The sequence below is a fragment of the Steroidobacter flavus genome (genome assembly GCF_042651805.1).
Taxonomy (GTDB): Bacteria; Pseudomonadota; Gammaproteobacteria; order Steroidobacterales; family Steroidobacteraceae; genus Steroidobacter; species Steroidobacter flavus.
On the sequence record NZ_JBHSDU010000001.1, the window covers coordinates 978,873 to 999,026 of the forward strand.

A 20,154-nucleotide genomic window follows, 5' to 3' on the forward strand; every position below is an offset into this window, starting at 1 on the left:
GTGGCGAGCGTTACTTGTGCCGATCCAGAATCTCGTCGATCTTCTCGGGCGTGAGATTCTCGTAGTACACGTGGTCGACCATCATCATGGGCGCGTTGTTACACGCGGCCAGGCATTCCTCTTCGCGCTTCAGGAAGAAGCGACCGTCCGGTGTGCTCTCGCCCACCTTGATGCCGAGGCGCTTCTCGACGTGCGACAGCATGTCTTCGCCGCCGCACAACATGCAGGAGATGTTGGTGCACACGGAGATGCTGTGACGGCCGACCGGCTTGGTCTCGAACATCGAATAGAACGTCGCGACTTCGTACACCTGAATCGGAGGCAGGCCGATGTACTCGGCGACCGCGTCCATCGATTCCTTGGTGAGATAACCGCCGATGTCGTGCTGGACGGCGCGCAGCGCGGCGATCACCGCCGAGCGCTTGCGATCCGGCGGGAACTTCGTCAGCCAATGATCGATCTCATGACGGGCATGCTCGGAGAGCACGCCTTTGTATGCGCCATGAGGCGCGTCGTGGGCGACGTTGCCGGTGTCGATTTCGTCCAGCTCCGGCGCGCTCTTGCCGCCGTCGTTGGAGCCTGGATCTTGCGTGCCGCTCATCGGTCAACTTCCCCGAATACGATGTCCTGCGTGCCGATCACGGCCACCACGTCCGCGAGCAAATGGCCCTTCACCATCTCCTCCAGCGAAGCGAGATGTGCGAAGCCCGGCGCGCGACACTTCACGCGATACGGCTTGTTGGCACCGTCGGACACCAGATAAATACCGAATTCGCCTTTCGGCGCTTCCACGGCGGCGTAGGTCTCGCCCGCCGGCACGCAGTAACCTTCGGTGAACAATTTGAAGTGATGAATCAGCGACTCCATGTCGCCTTTCATCTCTTCGCGCTTGGGCGCGGAGATCTTGTGATCGTCGAGCATCACCGGGCCGGGATTGGCGCGCAGCCAGTCGACGCACTGCTTGATGATGCGGTTCGACTGACGCATCTCTTCGATGCGCACCAGATAACGGTCGTAACAATCGCCGTTCACGCCGACCGGGATGTCGAAATCCATGCGGTCGTACACTTCATACGGCTGCTTCTTACGCAGGTCCCACTCGATGCCGGAACCGCGGAGCATCGCGCCAGTGAAGCCGAGCTGCAGAGCACGCTCCGGCGTCACGACGCCAATGTTCACCGTGCGCTGTTTCCAGATGCGGTTGTCGGTGAGCAATGTTTCATATTCGTCGACGTTCGCCGGGAAGCGCGCCACGAAGTCGTCGATGAAGTCGAGCATGCTGCCGCGACGACGCTCGTTGAGACGATCCACGTCGGCCTGCGAGCGCCACTTCGACGGCTGATACTTCGGCATCGAATCCGGCAGGTCGCGATACACGCCGCCCGGACGATAGTAAGTCGCATGCATGCGCGTGCCCGACACCGCTTCGTAGCAGTCCATCAGGTCTTCGCGCTCACGGAACGCATACAGGAAGACGGTCATCGCGCCGATGTCGAGGCCGTGCGCGCCGAGCCACATCAAGTGATTCAGGATGCGGGTGATCTCATCGAACATCACGCGGATGTATTGGGCGCGCTCCGGCACCTTGATGCCGAGCAGTTTCTCGATCGCCATCACGTACGCGTGCTCGTTGCACATCATCGACACGTAGTCGAGACGATCCATGTAGCCGATCGATTGATTGAACGGCTTGGACTCAGCCAGCTTCTCGGTGCCCCGATGCAACAGACCGATGTGCGGATCGGCCTTCTGGATGACTTCGCCGTCCATCTCCAGCACCAGGCGCAACACGCCGTGCGCGGCGGGATGCTGCGGGCCGAAGTTCAGAGTGAAATTGTGAATATCTGCCATGGCGACTGTTAGCGATTGGCGGGCGAAGCGTCTGCGCCGACCGGCACTTCCTTGAGCACGCGGTCGTAACGGTTGTCTTCGCGAATGACCCGCGGCACGAGCGTACGCGGCTCGATGCTCACCGGCTGATACACGACGCGGCCCTTGGCGGGGTCGTACTTCACTTCGACGTTGCCGATCAGCGGGAAGTCCTTGCGGAACGGATGGCCGATGAAGCCGTAGTCGGTGAGGATGCGGCGCAGGTCCGGATGATTGCGGAACATGATGCCGTACAGATCGAACGCTTCGCGCTCGAACCAGTTGGCGGCGTTCCAGATGTCGAACACGGAATCGATCACCGGCGGCTCGCCTTCGTTGGTGAAGCTGCGCAGACGCAGGCGCCAGTTGTTTGCAATCGAGAGCAGCTGATAAGTCACAGCGAAGCGCGGCTTCGTCGTCTGCTCGCTCACATGCTCCTTGATGCGATTCACGCCGCGGCTGAAACCGGTGGCAGTGGATGCCAGCGTGTTCCACTCTTCACGGCCGTAATCGAGATAATCGATGCCGGCCAGATCGATCAATTGCTCGAAGCCGAACTCGGCGTTGTCGCGCAGCTCTTTGCAGACGGCGAGCAGATTCACCGCGTCGACTTCGAACGCGACTTCGTTAGGCAACGCCGGCAGCGGCCGCAGCTCTTGAGCAAAGCGCGCCGTCAGTCGCGAGGCCAATGTCTCGGTACGTGAACTCATCCGGTTCTCGCTAAATCCAATGCTCGCGTCAGCGAGCGATCGTGCTGGTGCGGCGGATCTTGTTCTGCAATTGCAGGATGCCGTACAGCAATGCTTCGGCACTCGGCGGGCAGCCCGGCACGTACACATCGACCGGCACGATCCGGTCGCAGCCGCGCACTACCGCATACGAGTAATGGTAATAACCGCCGCCGTTGGCGCAGGAACCCATCGAGATCACCCAGCGCGGCTCGGGCATCTGGTCGTAGACCTTACGCAGCGCCGGCGCCATTTTGTTCACCAGCGTGCCCGCCACGATCATCACGTCGGACTGACGCGGGCTGGGGCGAAACACGACGCCGAAGCGGTCCAAGTCATAGCGAGCCGCGCCCGCGTGCATCATTTCGACGGCACAACAAGCGAGACCGAAAGTCATCGGCCACATCGAGCCGGTGCGCGCCCAGTTCATGAGCGAGTCGACCGTGGTGGTCATGAAGCCGCGTTGAGTTACCGCGGCATCCGGCGTTTCCGCCGTGGGCGCCGTCAATCCCATTCCAACGCCCCCTTCTTCCACTCGTACACGAAGCCCACCACCAGAATCAGCAGAAACACACCCATGGCGGCGAGGCCGACCATGCCGACCGCGTCGAGCGCGACCGCCCACGGGAACAAGAAGGCGATTTCCAGATCGAACACGATGAACAGAATCGCCACCAGGTAATAGCGCACGTCGAATTTCATGCGCGTATCGGTATAGGCCTCGAAGCCGCACTCGTAAGCGGAGAGTTTTTCGGCGTCGGGTTTGCGGGGGCCGAGCAGGAAGCCCAGACCGATGAGCACGGAGCCGAGCACGGCGGCCACGCCCAGAAAGATCAGGATGGGAACGTAGTTCTGCAACATCGCGTAAGCTGCTGACGCGCCGGGTCCGGCGGCGGCGCGCATTGTATCAGGACGGTCCGAAAAGGGTTCTATAAGAATTGCACGAAGGCAGCCTTCTTAATGCATGAACCCTAAGGAGATAAACCCGAACCGGGCGTCTCGACTACCCTACCGGCGAATCCTGCGCCGGTCGCAAGACCAACCCAATCGGGCCGCTTGGGTTGAGGATTTCCGCAAAGAAAAAACTGGTGCGGCTGAGAGGACTCGAACCTCCACGGATTGCTCCACTACCACCTCAAAGTAGCGTGTCTACCAGTTCCACCACAGCCGCACTTGAATCGACTTTCGAGCTTGCTCGCTTTTACTGTTTGGGCGGTTCGCTCGGGGCCGGTTGAGGTGCCGGCTCTGAGGATTTTTCGACCGCCTGATTGTCCGTCGTCTGACCGGTCGCAGGCGGTGCCGCCGGCGTGGTCGCAGGTAACTCCGGTGCCTTGTCCTGCAGATTCACACGATCGATCACGCTCTTCGGCGCGGCCGGCGCACGACCGCCCATATACGCCAGCCCCAGGCTGGTCGCGATGAACAGCGCCGCGAGCGTTGCCGTCGTACGCGACAGGAACGACGCCGAGCCACGAGCACCGAACACGGTGCCCGACGCGCCCGCGCCGAAGCCGGCGCCCGCATCGGCGCCCTTGCCTCGCTGGAGTAACACCAGCGCCACAATGGCCGCGGCGATCAACAGGTGAATAATCACCACCGCCGAATGTAACCAGTTCATACGATTCAATTCCGCTCTAGTGAGCCTGGGCCGCCGCGCAAATCTTCAAGAACTCATCCGCCTTCAGCGACGCGCCACCGATCAGTCCACCGTCGACATCCGGCATCGCGAAGATCTCCTTCGCATTGCCAGCTTTCACGCTGCCGCCGTATAGCACCTGCAAACGGGCCGCGATATTAGCATCACGAGCCGCGACCTCGGCGCGAATATGTGCGTGAACTGCCTGCGCCTGCTCCGGCGTCGCGTTCTTGCCCGTGCCGATCGCCCAGACCGGCTCGTACGCCAGCACCGCCTGCTGGAGCGCGCCCGGGGCCGCCACATCCAACACCGCTTTCAACTGCCGGGAGACCACTTGCATGGTCTGCCCTTTTTCCCGCTCTTCCAGCGTTTCGCCGACGCAGAGGATCGGGATCAGACCCTGCGCTTGCGCCGCCAGGAACTTACGCGCCACCAGCGCGTCGTCCTCGCGGTAAATCGTCCGCCGCTCGGAGTGGCCCACGATCACATACGTGCAACCGACATCCTTCAGCATGGCCGCCGAGGCCTCGCCGGTGAACGCACCGATCGACTCGGCACAGCATGACTGCGCGCCCAGCTTCACGATCGAATCCTTCAGCAACCGCCCCACTTCCCAGAGGTAGACATTGGGCGGACACACGGCGATATCGACCGGCACTTGCCCGGGTAACCCCAGCAGCAGGCCTTCGATCAACTCGGCGTTCTGTGCGCGCGAGCCGTGCATCTTCCAATTCCCGGCGATGAATGGCCGGCGCATCGGCGTTACCTCCACAGTTGGGTCTTCGGGCCGCCCCCTGCGAAGGGCGCGGAAGCTTAGCGGCGAGTCAGTGCGAAATCAAACGGAAACACGCGGTTAGGTGAACTAACCCACGGCAACCTTCTGCTCCGCGGCCGCCGCCACCACACTGGCCAGTTCCCGGCAGATCTCCCGGACCTGCTTTTCGTCCCTGCCTTCGACCATGACGCGGATCACCGGTTCAGTGCCCGACGGACGCAGCACGATGCGGCCGGTGCCGGCCAGCCGCGCCTCGGCGCGGGCCACCGCCTCTTTGATCTGCGCCGAGCTGAACGGGTCGATCTTCTTTGCGACCCGCACGTTCTCCATCACCTGCGGATACTTCGGCATCGGCGCGGACAGCTCGGCCAGGCTGCTGCCGGTTTCCTTCATGATCGCCAGGACCTGCAACGCGCTGATCAATGCATCGCCGGTGGTGGTGTGATCGAGGCACAGCAGATGACCCGAGGTTTCGCCGCCCAGCGTGCCGCCGGTCTCCTTGAGCATCTCCATCACGTAACGATCGCCCACCTTGGCGCGACGGAATTCGATGCCCTCTTTCTGCAGCGAATGTTCCAGGCCCAGATTGCTCATCACGGTGCCGACCACCGGCCCCTTCAGCAAACCCTGTTGTTTGCGAGCCCGCGCGATGATGTACAGCAGTTGATCGCCGTCGACGGTGCGACCGAGGTTGTCGACCATCACCAAGCGGTCGCCGTCGCCATCCAGCGCGATGCCCGCCTGCGCCTGCACGCCGGGCACAGTGAGTTGTAACAGGCTCGGCGAAGTGGAGCCGCAATTCAGATTGATGTTCCGGCCGTTCGGCGAGGAGCCGATCGGCACGATTTCAGCGCCGAGATCCGCGAGGATGCGCGGGCCGACTTTGTAACCGGCACCGTTGGCGCAATCGATCACCAGCTTGAAGCCCGACAAATCCAGGCCCGGCACGGTGCTCATCACAAATTCCTGATAACGCACGCGCGACTTGTCGACGCGCGTCGCGCGGCCCAGATCGCTGGAGCTGCGGGTGAGCGCGGGCTCATCCAGATACTGCTCGATCTGCGCTTCGATCTCGTCGCTCAGCTTGCCGCCGTTACGATCGAAGAACTTGATGCCGTTGTCCTCGTACGGATTGTGAGAGGCGCTGATGACCACGCCGAAGTCACATTCGAAACGTTTGGTGAGATACGCGATGCCGGGCGTCGGCAACGGGCCGATCAACATCACGTTCACGCCCGAGGCGACGAAGCCCGCTTCCAGCGCGGCCTCGAACATGTAACCGGAGATGCGCGTGTCCTTGCCGACCAGCACCGTGCCGCCCTTCGGCGCCAGCACCCGCGCCGCCGAGCTCGCCAGCTTCAATGCGAATTCCACGGTGAGCGGATGCTCGCCAACGCGGCCACGCACACCATCGGTGCCAAAGTATTTACGGCTCAAAGCTGCTCCCTCGAACGCTTAGTTTTCAATCGGCCCGCGTGCGATATAACCGGCGGCGCGTAGGGCCTGGGCGACTTTGACGGCATCGACCGTCTCGGCCACGTCGTGGACGCGAAGGATACCAGCCCCCGCTAACACCGCGGCGGTTGCCACTGCCAGCCCGCCTGCCAGGCGCTGCTCCACCGGCCGGCCCAGCAGGGCCTGGAACATGGATTTACGCGAGACGCCCACCAGCAGCGGCAGGCCCGACCGTCCGAGCTCGGGCAGATGCGCCAGGAGGGCGAGATTATGCTCAAGCCGCTTGCCGAAACCGATACCCGGATCAAGAACCAGGCGATCGCGGCCGATGCCGGCAGCCTGGCAGGCCTCGACCCGCTGCTCCAGGAATGCCGTCACTTCCCCTACTACGTCGTCATAGCGCGGCTCGTGCTGCATGGTCCGGGGCTGCCCCTGCATGTGCATGAGACAGACGGCTGCATCCGTTTTAGCGGCGGCTTCCAGCGCCCCAGGCGCCTGAAGAGCGCGAACGTCATTGATCAAACTTGCGCCAGCGGCGACGGCGGCTGACATGACGGCCGCTTTGCTGGTGTCGATAGAGATAGGAATCGAGGTGCGCGCGATCAGCGCTTCGATCACCGGAACGACGCGGCGGATCTCTTCTTCTTCGCTCACATCGTTGGCGCCGGGTCGCGTGGATTCGCCGCCCACGTCGATCATTGCCGCGCCCTGCTCGATCATGCGCAGCGCGTGCTCGAGCGCTTTGGAAACATCGATGAACCGGCCGCCGTCGGAGAACGAGTCCGGTGTGACATTGAGGATGCCCATCACGACGGGCTGGGACAAATCCACCGTGCGAGAACCACAGCGCAGCTGCATGAAAATTGCTTCCAGCTGAAACGGAAAGAGGCGCGTTGCCGCGCCTCTCTCCAACTACCGAGTTGCCAGCTGCTGCTTAGTGCTGACTGGCCGGCTTGCCGATCGGGGCTTCGCTGCCCTTCTCGCGCTCGCGGCCCTTGCCGCTGCCATTGCCACCGAACGGCGCGCCGCTGTCGTCCCAGCCGGCGGGCGGCTTCGGATCGCGGCCTTCCATGATGTCCTTGATCTGCGTCTCGTCGATGGTCTCGTACTTGATCAGCGCCTCGGACATCTTGTGCAGCTTGTCCAGGTTCGACTCGAGGATGTCCTTGGCACGCTTGTAGTTCGTGTCGATGAGATAGCGCACTTCCTCGTCGATGGCGTGCGCCGTCACATCGGACACCTGCTTGTGCTGGGTGACCTGGCGACCCAGGAACACTTCGCCCTGATCTTCGCTGTACGTCAGCGGGCCGAGCTTATTGGACAAGCCCCACTTCGTGACCATGTTGCGGGCGATTTCAGTCGCACGCTCGATGTCGTTCGACGCGCCGGTCGTGATCGACTCGGGCCCGAAGATGATTTCCTCGGCGATACGGCCGCCGAACAGCGTGCTGATCCGGCTTTCCAAGCGACGCTTGCTGGTGCTGTAACGGTCCGCTTCCGGCAGGAACATCGTCACGCCCAACGCGCGACCGCGCGGGATGATGGTGACCTTATAAACCGGATCGTGCTCGGGCACCGTCAAGCCGATGATGGCGTGACCGGCCTCGTGATACGCGGTGAGCTTCTTCTCCTGCTCGTCCATGACCATGGAGCGGCGCTCGGCGCCCATCATGATCTTGTCCTTGGCGCGCTCGAACTCGTCCATCGTCACGGTGCGACGGTTGGCACGAGCGGCGAACAACGCAGCTTCGTTGACCAGGTTGGCGAGGTCGGCACCCGAGAAGCCCGGTGTACCGCGCGCGATCACCTGCGGCTTCACGTCTTCAGCCAGCGGCAGCTTGCGCATGTGGACCTTGAGAATCTGTTCGCGACCGCGAACGTCCGGCAGCGGCACCACGACCTGACGATCGAAGCGGCCCGGACGCAGCAGCGCCGGATCCAGCACGTCGGGACGGTTGGTGGCGGCGATAACGATCACGCCCTCGGTGCCTTCGAAGCCGTCCATTTCGACCAGCAGCTGGTTCAAAGTCTGCTCGCGCTCGTCGTGACCGCCGCCCAGGCCGGCGCCACGATGACGACCGACGGCGTCGATTTCGTCGATGAAAATGATGCACGGCGCGTGCTTCTTGGCTTGGTCGAACATGTCACGCACGCGGCTCGCGCCCACGCCGACGAACATTTCGACGAAGTCCGAACCGGAAATCGTGAAGAACGGCACCTTGGCTTCGCCGGCGATGGCGCGGGCGAGCAGCGTCTTACCGGTACCCGGCGAGCCGACCATCAGCACGCCGCGCGGAATCTTGCCGCCCAGGCGCTGGAACTTGCCCGGGTCTTTCAGGAACTCGACGATCTCGACCACTTCTTCCTTGGCTTCGTCCACGCCCGCGACATCGGCGAAGGTGACCTGCACCTGGTCCTCGCCCAGCAGTCGTGCGCGACTCTTGCCAAAGGACATGGCCCCCCTGCCGCCGGCGCCGCCCTGCATCTGGCGCATGAAGTACACCCACACCGCGATCAGCAGCAGGATGGGGAAGGAGGAAATGAACAGCTGCATCAGGAACGACTGACGCTCGGGCGCGGCCCCGGAGAACTTCACGTTGTTCTCGATCAGCGTGCCGATCAGCTCGGAATTTTCCGTCTCGGGATTGTTCACGGTGAACTGCTCGCCGTTGGCGCGCACACCGCGAATCACATCCGTCGTCTTGTTGAGGGTGACTTCGGCGACACCGCCGTCCTTCACCTGCTGCAGGAAGGTGGAGTACGGCATCTCCTGCACTCCGCCGGATCGCGCACTGAAGTTGCTGACCACGGTGGCCACAACTACGGCAATGACGATCCAGAGTACGATGTTCTTGGCTAGGTCGTTCAAAGTCCCATCCTCGTGCGTCCCGTCCTCTTGACCTTAGGACTGCAGCCTGGAAGTAATAAGTAGGCGCCGATTGACACTACACCACCGGACCGGGACGCGCCATAACCGACTTCCTGATCCTGATCAACCTGAAATGTAAGACCGTCCAGCTTAAGCCTTAAAGTCCCGGCCCAAGAGGTAAAGTTCCGGACTTCGCTGGCGGGAGGCATCCGGTTTACGCACCTTGACCGACCCGAAGCTGGCCCTGAGCGCCTTCACGAACGGCTGAAAGTGCCGTCCCTGGAACACCTTGACCAGGAAATCGCCCCCCGGCGTCAACCGTTGACGGGCAAAATCCAGAGAAAGTTCAACCAGATGCATCGAACGATCATGGTCCACATCGGCGATGCCGGTGGTATTTGGGGCCATATCGGACATTACAAGCTGCGGGCGGTCCTCGCCGAGCATTTGTTCCAACTGTTGCAGCACCGAGTCGTCGGAAAAGTCGCCCTGCATGAATTCGACGCCCACGATGGCGTCCATGGGCAGGATGTCCATGGCCACGATCCGGCCCTTGCCCTGGAGCAGCTTGGCGGCCAGCTGGCTCCAGCCGCCCGGAGCCGCGCCCAGATCGACGATGGTCATGCCGGGGCGGATCAGCCGGTCGGCGCGCTGGATCTCCTCCAGCTTGAACACGGCACGCGAGCGATAGCCCATCTGCCGTGCCTGCTTTACGTACGGATCGCTCTCATGTTCGGCAAGCCATTCGCGGCTCGATTTAGTACGCTTAGCCATGACTTCAGCTCAGCAGCTTTCCGAAAAGCAGAAAAAGTACCTCCGTGGCCTCGCCCATGGCCGCGATCCCGTCGTTCTCATCGGCTCGTCCGGATTGTCGCCCGGGGTGGCGAAGGAATTCGATGTCGCGCTCGGCGCCCACGAGCTGGTGAAAGTGAAAGCCCGCGTCGGCGATCGCGAAGAGCGGGACAACATTCTCGCCGAACTGGCCAGGCAAAGCGGCAGCTCTTTGGTCCAACGTATTGGCAATGTGGGTGTGTTCTATCGTCCGCACAAGGACAAGCCGAAGATCATTCTTCCGGCGGATTAACGATCCAGCTGGCGCGCCTTCCACATCAGCGCCAGCGCACTCAGACACGCGATCAGAAACAGCACGGCGGAGACGCCGTGAAGCATCCCGAAGCGGGCCATGTCGTTCGCTTCGCGGGCCGCGCTCATCATCGGGCCTAGAATCAGCTCGCTCGACAGCGGCGCCGCCGCGGTCAGCAGGATCAGCCAGAGAATCGTCTTGCCGGTCGCAAACGCCTTGCGCGCGGCCAGGATTGCAACGAGCGCGATGGCGACGACAACGCCCAGCCACGTTTCGATATGAAACAGCCGGGCCGCCATCTGGCCTGCAAGCTTTCGCTCCGGCAAGGTCGCGAACAACTGCGGCGCGACGATGCCGCACACCGTCCAGAGCGAACCGGCCCAGAGCGTGACCAGGAACGTCGAGCTGAAGTCGAGCAGCCGCGAAACGCGGCGCTCAGGCCGGGCTGCCTCGATTCCACTGATGGCCATACGGGTGCGCCCTACTTCGTCAGCGCCCATTCCGGGCGCCGACAGTACCGCTGCGGATCAGAAAACTGCCGGTGTTGTTCCGGGCCAGCGGCGAGCTCATAAAAAAAACAATGCGGCGGCGTTATGAGCTACTGGTATCGAACCGCGACGATCTCGTAGCTCTTGGTGCCGTTCGGCGCGACCACGTCCACGACATCGCCCTTCGATTTGCCGACCAGCGCACGCGCGATCGGCGACGACACGGAGATCAGGCCTTGTTTGATATCGGCCTCGGCGTCGCCGACGATTTGATAGAGCACCTTGTTGCCGGTGTCTTCATCTTCCAGGTCGAGCGTCGCACCGAACACCACTTTATCGGTGGCCGGCAGCGACGCCACGTCGATGATCTCCGAGTTCGACAGATGCGCTTCGATATCTTTGATGCGCCCTTCGATGAAGCTCTGTTGCTCGCGCGCGGCGTGATACTCCGCGTTCTCGCTCAAGTCGCCATGCGCACGCGCCTCGGCAATCGCCTGGATCACGCGCGGACGATCTTCGCTCTTCAAACGCTTCAGCTCGGTGCGCAGCTTCTCGGCGCCCTTCAAAGTCAACGGCAGACGTTTCACGATGCGATCTCCAATCGCGGGCCGGCGCTCGTCCCGCTATCGCGCGAGATCTCCTGATGCAGATCCTGCAATCGGTTCACGTCGACCTCGTTCATGTGGGCAATGGCATCGCAGGTCGCCAGTCCCGCCGCTACGGTTGTGTAGTACGTGACGCGCTTATGGACCGCTTCGCGCCGGATGGAGCGCGATTCGAATATCGCCTGCTTGCCTTCGGTGGTATTGACGATCAGCGAAATCTCGTCGTTTTTTATCATGTCCACGATATGAGGGCGACCCTCACGCACCTTGTTCGCCATGCGGCAAGGAATTCCCGCATTGGTGATGGCTTCCGCAGTGCCAGACGTTGCAACGATTTCAAAACCTTGCGCGACCAGGCGACGCGCCAGCAACACCGCCGAAGGCTTGTCGCGGTCGCGCACACTGATCAAACAAACGCCGCGCGTCGGCAGAATCACGCCGGACGCGAGCTGCGCCTTGGCGTAAGCCTCGCCGAACGAGCGACCGGTGCCCATCACCTCGCCGGTGGATTTCATTTCCGGACCGAGGATCGGATCGGCCTCGGGGAACTTCGCGAACGGGAACACCGATTCCTTCACCGCGAAGAACTTCGGCACGCGCTCCTCGGTCAAGCCGAGCTCTTTCAACTTCGCGCCCGCCATCACGCGCGCCGCCATCTTCGCGAGCGGCACCCCGGTCGCTTTAGAAACAAACGGCACGGTGCGCGAGGCACGCGGATTCACTTCGAGGATGTAGACGATGCCGTTCTGAATCGCGAACTGGATGTTCATCAGGCCGACGACCTTCAAGCCGCGAGCCAGCTTGCGGGTCTGTTCTTTCAGATCGGCCTGCGTCTCGGCCGACAGGCTGTTCGGCGGCAGCGAGCAACCCGAGTCGCCCGAATGCACGCCCGCCTGTTCGACGTGTTCCATGATGCCGCCGATGTAAACGTCCTCGCCGTCGCAGATCGCGTCGACGTCGACTTCGATGGCCTGGTCGAGGAAGCGATCGAGCAGCACCGGACTGTCGTTCGACACCTTCACCGCATCGGTCATGTAAGTGCGCAGATCGTCTTCGTTGAAGACCACTTCCATCGCGCGACCGCCGAGCACATACGAAGGCCGCACGACCAGCGGGAAGCCGACCGTCTTGGACATCGCGATGGCCTGCTCTTCGGTGCGGGCCGTGCAATTCGGCGGCTGCTTCAGATTCAGCTGCTGCACGAGTTGCTGGAAACGTTCGCGGTCTTCGGCAACGTCGATCGCATCCGGCGTCGTGCCGATGATCGGAGCGCCCGCGGCTTCGAGCGCGCGGCACAGCTTCAACGGTGTCTGCCCGCCGTACTGAACGATCACACCGACCGGCTTCTCTTTGTCGATGATCTCCATAACGTCTTCGAACGTCAGCGGCTCGAAGTACAGACGATCCGACGTGTCGTAGTCGGTGGAAACGGTCTCGGGATTGCAGTTGACCATGATGGTCTCGAAGCCCGCCTCGCGCAGCGCCAGCGCCGCGTGCACGCAGCAGTAGTCGAATTCGATGCCCTGCCCGATCCGATTCGGACCGCCGCCGAGAATCATGATCTTCTTGCGATCGGTCGGATTCGCTTCGCACTCCTCGTCATAGGACGAGTACATGTAAGCAGTCGAAGTCGAGAACTCGGCGGCGCAGGTGTCGACGCGCTTGTACACCGGGCGAATGCCCATGGTGACGCGCTTGCGACGCACGCTCGCTTCGTCGAGCCCCAGCAAGGTCGCGAGACGACGATCGGAGAAGCCCTTGCGCTTCAGAGTCCACACGCGATCGCGCGTGAACGCCGCGAGGCCGCCTTCCTGCACCTTCTGCTCTTCCAGCACGATGTCGTGGATTTGCGAGAGGAACCAGGGATCGATGCGCGACAGCGACTGCACTTCGTTGAACGACAGCCCGGCACGGAACGCATCGCCGACATAGCGCAGGCGATTCGGGCCCGGCATGCGCAGCTCTTCGCGCATCTTGTGCGTCTGTTCTTCGGTGAGCGGCAGCGTCAGCAACGGATCGAGACCGTCGGTGCCCACTTCCATGCTTCGCAGCGCTTTCTGCAGCGACTCCTGGAAGGTGCGGCCCATGGCCATCGCCTCGCCCACCGACTTCATCTGGGTCGTGAGCCGATCGTTGGCGCCCGGGAATTTCTCGAACGTGAAGCGCGGAATCTTCGTGACCACGTAGTCGATGGTCGGCTCGAACGAGGCCGGCGTGGCGCCGCCCGTGATGTCGTTGCGCAGCTCATCGAGCGTGTAGCCGACCGCGAGCTTCGCGGCGACCTTCGCAATCGGAAAGCCCGTTGCCTTCGAGGCGAGTGCCGACGAACGCGACACACGCGGATTCATTTCGATGATGAGCAGACGGCCGTCGGCAGGATTGAGCGCGAACTGCACGTTCGAGCCACCGCACTCCACGCCGATCTTGCGCAACACCGCGATCGAGGCGTTGCGCATCATCTGATATTCCCTGTCCGTGAGCGTCTGCGCCGGCGCGACCGTGATCGAATCGCCGGTGTGCACGCCCATCGGATCCAGATTTTCGATGGAGCAGATGATGATGCAGTTGTCGGCGCGATCGCGCACGACCTCCATCTCGTACTCTTTCCAACCGATGACGGATTCTTCGAGGAGAACTTCGGAAGTCGGCGATGCGTCCAGACCGCGCTCGACGATGGTGACGAACTCTTCGCGGTTGTACGCGATGCCGCCACCCGAGCCGCCCATGGTGAACGACGGACGAATGATCGTGGGATAGCCGATCTCGGACTGCACGGCCAGCGCTTCTTCCATGCTGTGCGCGATCTTCGAGCGCGGCGACTCCAGGCCGATCTCACGCATGGCGTTACGAAACTTCTCGCGGTCTTCCGCCATGTCGATGGCTTCACGGGACGCGGCGATCAGCTCGACGCCGTATTTCTCCAGCACGCCTTCGCGCACCAGATCGAGCGCGCAGTTGAGCGCGGTCTGTCCGCCCATGGTCGGCAGCAACGCGCTGGGACGTTCCTTCTCGATGATGCGTTCCACCGTGCGCCAGTTGATGGGCTCGATGTAGATCGCATCGGCGGACTCGGGGTCCGTCATGATGGTGGCCGGATTCGAGTTCACCAGAATGACTCGATAGCCCTCTTCCTTGAGCGCCTTGCAGGCCTGCGCGCCGGAATAATCGAACTCACACGCCTGGCCGATGACGATGGGGCCGGCGCCGATGATCAGGATGCTTTGGAGGTCGGTACGTTTGGGCATGTGTGATCGGTCAACCTTCGGCGGCGCGGCGGCCGTCTTTCGAGGCAGCCGGGGACTGAGCGGACTGCGCACTGGCGAGCCGCTGGTGGATCATGGCGGTGAACTTGCTGAACAGCTGGCCCACGTCCTGCGGGCCCGGGCTCGCTTCGGGATGGCCCTGGAAGCTGAAGGCCGGACAATCGGTGCGCTCGATACCTTGCAGCGAGCCGTCGAACAGCGACTTGTGAGTCACCTTCACGTTCGCGCCGAGCGTGCTCTCGTCGACCGCGAAGCCGTGATTCTGGCTGGAGATCAGCACGCGGCCGGACGCGATGTCCTGCACTGGATGATTCGCGCCGTGATGGCCGAACTTCATCTTCACCGTCTTCGCATCGCTCGCCAGTCCCAGCAGCTGATGGCCGAGACAGATACCGAACACCGGAATGTCGGTCTCGAGGAATTTCTTGATCGCCTCGATCGCGTACGTGCACGGCTCCGGATCGCCGGGGCCGTTGGACAGGAAGATGCCGTCCGGATTCATCGCTAGCACTTTGTCAGCCGGCGTCTGCGCCGGCACGACGGTGACTCGACAACCCTGATCGGCGAGGCAACGCAGGATGTTACGCTTGATGCCGTAGTCATAAGCGACCACGTGCACGCGCTGGCCCGGACGCGACTTCGGTCCCTGATGCTCGCCCCAGTTGGTGCCTTCGTTCCATTGATACACGCGCTTGGTGGACACGACCTTCGCCAGGTCCATGCCCTTCAAGCCGGGGAATTTACGCGCGGCGTGCACCGCCGCCGTCGCATCGGCCTTCTCGCCCGTCATGATGCAACCGGCGAGCGCACCCTTCTCACGAAGGATTCGCGTCAGCTTGCGAGTGTCGATGTCCGCGATGGCGACGATCTTGCCGCGCTGGAGAAAGCTCTCCAGGGATTCCGAGGCGCGCCAGTTGGAATGGACGGCTGGCAAATCACGAATGATCAGACCGGCCGCGTACACCGATGCCGCTTCCAGGTCTTCCGGATTGGTGCCCGTATTACCGATGTGCGGATAGGTGAGAGTAACAATCTGTCTGCAATAGGACGGGTCCGTGAGGATTTCCTGATAGCCCGTCATGGCGGTGTTGAACACCACCTCGCCCGTCGTGTTGCCTTTGGCGCCGATGGAGCGGCCGTGGAAAACGGTCCCGTCCTCGAGTGCCAATACAGCGGCCACGTTACCGGTGTGGTTCATGTAGCTCCCGATGTCATCTGTTTCAGACACGCATGCGGAAGACGAGATGGGCGCCTAAGGCCCTATCCCGCCACAAGTGTTTTCACCGCGTGCTGAAGACGGCAGTCTACGCGAGTCGCCCAGGTGATGAAAGCGAAATGCGCGTGTCTGTCACCTGTCCGCCCCAAATTAGAGGCCGAGCACGTCCTGCATCGAATACAGGCCGGGAGATTTGCCCACGAGCCACTGCGCGGCTTTTACAGCGCCGCGCGCAAAAGCGAGGCGATCGCTGGCTCGATGTGTCAGCTCGATGCGCTCGCCGATGCCGGCGAACGTCACTGTGTGGTCGCCGACTACGTCGCCACCGCGGAATACCGAGAAGCCGATGGAGCCGCGCTGGCGTGCGCCGGTATTCCCATGGCGGGAATATTCGGCAGCGTCCGCCAATTTGACATCTCGTCCGTCGGCCGCCGCCGCACCCAGTGCCAGCGCCGTTCCCGACGGTGCATCTTTCTTGTTCCGGTGATGCGCCTCGAACACTTCGATGTCGTAATCGGCGTCGAGCTTGCTCGCCGCCAGTTCAACCAGCTTCAGCAACAGGTTCACGCCCAGGCTCATGTTCGGCGCCATCACGATAGGAATGGAGTGCGCGGCGGCCGCGATCTGGGCCCGCACCGCTTCGCTGTGACCGGTCGTGCCGATGACGATCGGGCAATGGCTGGCGACACAGGCGGCGAGATTCGCAGCGGTCGCTTCGGGCAATGTGAAATCAATGGCGACCTGCGCGTTACGCAACGCCGCCGCCGGATCGGCCTCGACCGTGACATTCCTCTGCGGACCGCCGCCGGCGTCGCTCGCGTCTTTACCCAGCCAACGGCTGTTCGCCGAGGCCAAGGCGCCGCCGAGCTTCGTGCCGGGAGCTTCGTCGATCGCCGTCAGCAACGCGCGACCCATCCGGCCGCTGACGCCGAGCACGGCGATCTGCAATGAGTGTTGGGCCATCGGGCGAAATCAGCTACGAATGGTGTCGAAGAAACGTTTGACGCCGTCCAGCCACGTGCTCTCGCGCGGGCTGTGGCTGCGCCGGCTGTCCTGAAGGGACGCATCGAAAGCGCGCAGCAGCTCCTTCTGATGTTCGGTGAGATTGACCGGCGTCTCGACCACGACCCGACAGAACAAATCTCCCGTCGCTCCGCCGCGCACCGGCTTCACGCCCTTCTCTTTCAGGCGGAACACCCGGCCGGACTGGGTTTCTCCCGGCACTTTCAATTCGACATTGCCGCCGAGCGTGGGCACTTCGATCGAGCCTCCCAGGCTCGCGGTGGTGAAGCTGACCGGCACTTCGCACGACAGATGACTGCCGTCGCGCTCGAAAATCGGATGCTCTTTGACGCGGATCTCGACGTACAGATCGCCCGGCGGCCCGCCGTTGCGCCCGGCCTCGCCTTCGCCGGTCAGACGAATGCGGTCGCCGTTGTCGACGCCTTGCGGGACTTTGATGTTGAGCGATTTCTTTTTGCGCAACCGACCCTGCCCCAGGCAGGAATCGCACGGCTGACTGATGATCTGACCGCGGCCTTTACAGCGCGGGCAGGTCTGCTGAACCGCGAAGAAACCCTGTTGCATGCGGACCTGACCGGCACCGTTACAGGTGTCGCAGGTAACCGGCTTGGAGCCGGGCGCGGCGCCGGAGCCCTGACACGGCTCGCACTCTGCGAGCGTGGTGAATTCGATATCTGAAGAATGGCCGAACACGGCCTGCTCGAGATCGAGCTCGAGGTCGTAGCGCAGATCGGCGCCACGAAACACCTGCTGACGTCCGCCGCGACGGCCGCCGCCGAAAATGTCACCAAACACATCGCCGAAAATGTCGCTGAACGCGTCGGAGGCGCTGAAGCCACCGCCGCCGCCCCGGGCCGCCAGGCCGTCGTGACCGTGCTGATCGTAAATGGCGCGCTTCTGCGCGTCGGTCAGCACCTCGTACGCTTCCTTGCACTCCTTGAATTTCTCTTCGGCTTCCGCGTCGTTGGGATTGCGGTCGGGATGAAACTTCATCGCCAGACGGCGATAAGACTTCTTGATCTCGGCCTCCGTGGCCGTGCGGGCTACATCGAGCACCTTGTAGTAGTCGCGCTTGGACATTTTCGCGGCATCAACCCCACGCAAAGATGGCGGCATGATGCCTGCGTGCGCCGGCGTCAGCCACCTGAATACAAAGATCGGGCCCGGCGGACATCACATCCGCCGGGCCCGGCCATCGCGATTACTTCTTCTTGTCTTTGACTTCTTCGAACTCGGCATCGAGCACGTCGTCGTTGCCGCCGCCCGCGCCGCCACCGCCCGCCGCGCCTTGCGGGCCCGGTCCGGGGCCAGCGCCGGCCTCAGCAGACTGCTGCGCCAGGGCCGCGGCCAGACGGCTCACTTCGGCCGCCTTCTTCTCGATGATGTCCTTGTCGTCCTCGCCCAGGGCGCGCTTCAGATCGGACACGGCATTTTCGATGTTGGCGCGATCGGCGGGCGGCACTTTCTCGCCCAGATCCTTCAACGCCTTCTCGGTCCCGTGCACCAGCGCGTCGGCCTTGTTACGAACCTCGACCAGCTCGCGGAACTTGCGATCTTCCTCGGCGTGCGCCTCGGCGTCCTTCACCATGCGCTTGATCTCGTCCTCGTTCAGACCGGACGACGCTTTGATGACGATCTTCTGTTCCTTGCCGGTGGCCTTGTCCTTCGCCGACACGTTCAGGATGCCGTTGGCATCGATGTCGAACGTGACTTCGATCTGCGGCATGCCACGCGGCGCCGGCGGAATGCCTTCCAGGTTGAACTGGCCCAGCGACTTGTTGTCGTGCGCACGCTGACGCTCACCCTGCAGCACGTGAATGGTCACGGCGCCCTGGTTGTCGTCGGCGGTCGAGAAGGTCTGATTCGCCTTGGTGGGAATCGTGGTGTTCTTCTCGATCAGCTTGGTCATCACACCGCCGAGCGTCTCGATACCGAGCGACAGCGGCGTCACGTCGAGCAGCAGCACGTCCTTCACTTCGCCGGACAGCACGCCGCCCTGAATCGCGGCACCCACGGCCACGGCTTCATCCGGGTTCACATCCTTGCGCGGCTCCTGGCCGAAGAAATCTTTCACCGCCTTCTGCACCAACGGCATGCGGGTCTGACCGCCGACCAGGATCACTTCGGAAATGTCCTTGATCGACAGGCCCGCGTCCTTGAGCGCAATCCGGCACGGCTCGACCGTCTTGGTCACCAGGTCCTCGACCAGCGACTCGAGCTTGGCGCGAGTCAGCTTGATGTTGAGGTGCTTCGGACCGGAAGCGTCGGCCGTGATGTACGGCAGATTGATTTCGGTCTGCTGGCTGGAGGACAGCTCGATCTTGGCCTTTTCGGCCGCTTCCTTCAGGCGCTGCATGGCCAGCGGATCGCGACGCACGTCGACGCCGCTTTCCTTCTTGAACTCTTCGCCGAGGTAGTCGATGACGCGCTTGTCGAAGTCCTCGCCGCCGAGGAACGTGTCGCCGTTGGTCGCGAGCACTTCGAACTGACGCTCGCCGTCGACATCGGCCACTTCGATGATGGACACGTCGAACGTGCCGCCACCCAGGTCATACACCGCGATCTTGCGATCGCCGCCCTGCTTGTCCAGGCCATAGGCCAGCGCGGCCGCGGTCGGCTCGTTGATGATGCGCTTGACGTTCAGACCGGCGATGCGGCCGGCGTCTTTGGTCGCCTGACGCTGCGAGTCGTTGAAGTAAGCGGGCACGGTGATGACAGCTTCGGTGACCGTGGTGCCAAGGAAATCCTCGGCGGTCTTCTTCATCTTCATGAGTACGCGCGCGGAGATTTCCTGCGGCGCCATCTTCTTGCCCTGCACTTCCACCCAGGCATCGCCGTTGTCAGCCTTGGCGATCTTGTACGGAACCATGTCGACGTCCTTCTGGACGACGGCATCGTCGAAGCGGCGGCCGATGAGGCGCTTGATCGCGAACAGGGTGTTCTGCGGATTGGTCACGGCCTGGCGTTTCGCCGACTGGCCGACCAGCACTTCATTGTCCTTGGTGAACGCCACGATCGACGGCGTGGTGCGATCGCCTTCGCTGTTTTCGATCACGCGCGGCTTGCCGCCTTCCATGATCGCGACGCACGAGTTGGTCGTGCCGAGGTCGATGCCGATGACTTTGCTCATGGCCCAATGTCTC

General features: G+C 62.6%; 19 protein-coding genes and 1 tRNA gene. 1 reads left to right on the forward strand and 19 read right to left on the reverse strand.

Annotation, left to right across the window (positions count from 1 at the left end; translation table 11 throughout):
• Positions 1-10: 10 nt before the first annotated feature.
• From nuoE to rlmE, 12 genes are all read right to left on the reverse strand, one after another.
• Positions 11-601: an NADH-quinone oxidoreductase subunit NuoE gene (gene nuoE / locus ACFPN2_RS03925; protein ID WP_380595174.1), complete on the reverse strand. Its 591-nt coding sequence runs from the start codon at positions 599-601 to the stop codon at positions 11-13.
• Positions 598-1,851, reverse strand: a complete 1,254-nt coding sequence (locus ACFPN2_RS03930; RefSeq protein ID WP_380595176.1) for an NADH-quinone oxidoreductase subunit D — start codon at positions 1,849-1,851, stop codon at positions 598-600. Before ACFPN2_RS03930 ends, nuoE begins: the two co-directional genes overlap by 4 nt.
• 8 nt (positions 1,852-1,859) lie before the next feature.
• Complete coding sequence (locus ACFPN2_RS03935; protein WP_380595178.1) at positions 1,860-2,579, reverse strand: NADH-quinone oxidoreductase subunit C; 720 nt, start codon at positions 2,577-2,579, stop codon at positions 1,860-1,862.
• 28 nt (positions 2,580-2,607) lie between these two features.
• Entirely contained in the window at positions 2,608-3,111 is a 504-nt protein-coding gene (locus ACFPN2_RS03940; RefSeq protein WP_129778973.1) for a NuoB/complex I 20 kDa subunit family protein, read from the reverse strand.
• Positions 3,102-3,458, reverse strand: a complete 357-nt coding sequence (locus ACFPN2_RS03945) for an NADH-quinone oxidoreductase subunit A (RefSeq protein ID WP_380595181.1) — start codon at positions 3,456-3,458, stop codon at positions 3,102-3,104. The genes ACFPN2_RS03940 and ACFPN2_RS03945 overlap by 10 nt, the downstream gene beginning before the upstream one ends.
• A 225-nt stretch (positions 3,459-3,683) precedes the next feature.
• A tRNA-Leu gene (locus ACFPN2_RS03950) sits at positions 3,684-3,768 on the reverse strand.
• A gap of 30 nt (positions 3,769-3,798) precedes the next feature.
• Entirely contained in the window at positions 3,799-4,215 is a 417-nt protein-coding gene (gene secG / locus ACFPN2_RS03955; RefSeq protein ID WP_380595183.1) for a preprotein translocase subunit SecG, read from the reverse strand.
• A gap of 16 nt (positions 4,216-4,231) precedes the next feature.
• The gene (tpiA, locus tag ACFPN2_RS03960; protein WP_380595185.1) at positions 4,232-4,990 is read right to left on the reverse strand and encodes a triose-phosphate isomerase; all 759 of its coding nucleotides are present in this window, start codon (positions 4,988-4,990) and stop codon (positions 4,232-4,234) included.
• 105 nt (positions 4,991-5,095) lie between these two features.
• Complete coding sequence (gene glmM / locus ACFPN2_RS03965) at positions 5,096-6,445, reverse strand: phosphoglucosamine mutase (RefSeq protein ID WP_380595187.1); 1,350 nt, start codon at positions 6,443-6,445, stop codon at positions 5,096-5,098.
• A gap of 18 nt (positions 6,446-6,463) precedes the next feature.
• Entirely contained in the window at positions 6,464-7,321 is an 858-nt protein-coding gene (gene folP, locus ACFPN2_RS03970) for a dihydropteroate synthase (RefSeq protein ID WP_380595189.1), read from the reverse strand.
• 76 nt (positions 7,322-7,397) lie between these two features.
• Positions 7,398-9,332 (reverse strand): ATP-dependent zinc metalloprotease FtsH, encoded by a 1,935-nt coding sequence (gene ftsH / locus ACFPN2_RS03975; protein WP_380595191.1) that lies wholly within the window; start codon positions 9,330-9,332, stop codon positions 7,398-7,400.
• Between the two features lie 150 nt (positions 9,333-9,482).
• The gene (rlmE, locus tag ACFPN2_RS03980; RefSeq protein ID WP_380595193.1) at positions 9,483-10,106 is read right to left on the reverse strand and encodes a 23S rRNA (uridine(2552)-2'-O)-methyltransferase RlmE; all 624 of its coding nucleotides are present in this window, start codon (positions 10,104-10,106) and stop codon (positions 9,483-9,485) included.
• Here rlmE and yhbY point away from each other — a divergent pair.
• Positions 10,105-10,416, forward strand: coding sequence for a ribosome assembly RNA-binding protein YhbY (gene yhbY / locus ACFPN2_RS03985; protein ID WP_380595195.1), 312 nt, complete (start codon positions 10,105-10,107; stop codon positions 10,414-10,416). The genes rlmE and yhbY overlap by 2 nt on opposite strands.
• Here the strand turns inward: yhbY and ACFPN2_RS03990 are convergent.
• The 7 genes from ACFPN2_RS03990 to dnaK form a co-directional block, all read right to left on the reverse strand.
• The gene (locus tag ACFPN2_RS03990) at positions 10,413-10,886 is read right to left on the reverse strand and encodes a DUF4149 domain-containing protein (protein ID WP_380595197.1); all 474 of its coding nucleotides are present in this window, start codon (positions 10,884-10,886) and stop codon (positions 10,413-10,415) included. The genes yhbY and ACFPN2_RS03990 overlap by 4 nt on opposite strands.
• 128 nt (positions 10,887-11,014) lie before the next feature.
• On the reverse strand, positions 11,015-11,491 hold the full coding sequence (gene greA, locus ACFPN2_RS03995) for a transcription elongation factor GreA (RefSeq protein ID WP_380595199.1): 477 nt from the start codon (positions 11,489-11,491) through the stop codon (positions 11,015-11,017).
• On the reverse strand, positions 11,488-14,754 hold the full coding sequence (gene carB, locus ACFPN2_RS04000; protein WP_380595202.1) for a carbamoyl-phosphate synthase large subunit: 3,267 nt from the start codon (positions 14,752-14,754) through the stop codon (positions 11,488-11,490). The genes greA and carB overlap by 4 nt, the downstream gene beginning before the upstream one ends.
• Positions 14,755-14,764: 10 nt before the next feature.
• Positions 14,765-15,970: a glutamine-hydrolyzing carbamoyl-phosphate synthase small subunit gene (gene carA / locus ACFPN2_RS04005; RefSeq protein WP_380595204.1), complete on the reverse strand. Its 1,206-nt coding sequence runs from the start codon at positions 15,968-15,970 to the stop codon at positions 14,765-14,767.
• A 168-nt stretch (positions 15,971-16,138) separates the two neighbouring features.
• Positions 16,139-16,951, reverse strand: a complete 813-nt coding sequence (gene dapB / locus ACFPN2_RS04010; RefSeq protein WP_380595206.1) for a 4-hydroxy-tetrahydrodipicolinate reductase — start codon at positions 16,949-16,951, stop codon at positions 16,139-16,141.
• 9 nt (positions 16,952-16,960) lie between these two features.
• Positions 16,961-18,091 (reverse strand): molecular chaperone DnaJ, encoded by a 1,131-nt coding sequence (gene dnaJ, locus ACFPN2_RS04015; protein ID WP_380595207.1) that lies wholly within the window; start codon positions 18,089-18,091, stop codon positions 16,961-16,963.
• Between the two features lie 121 nt (positions 18,092-18,212).
• On the reverse strand, positions 18,213-20,141 hold the full coding sequence (dnaK, locus tag ACFPN2_RS04020; RefSeq protein ID WP_380595209.1) for a molecular chaperone DnaK: 1,929 nt from the start codon (positions 20,139-20,141) through the stop codon (positions 18,213-18,215).
• Between the last annotated feature and the right edge of the window lie 13 nt (positions 20,142-20,154).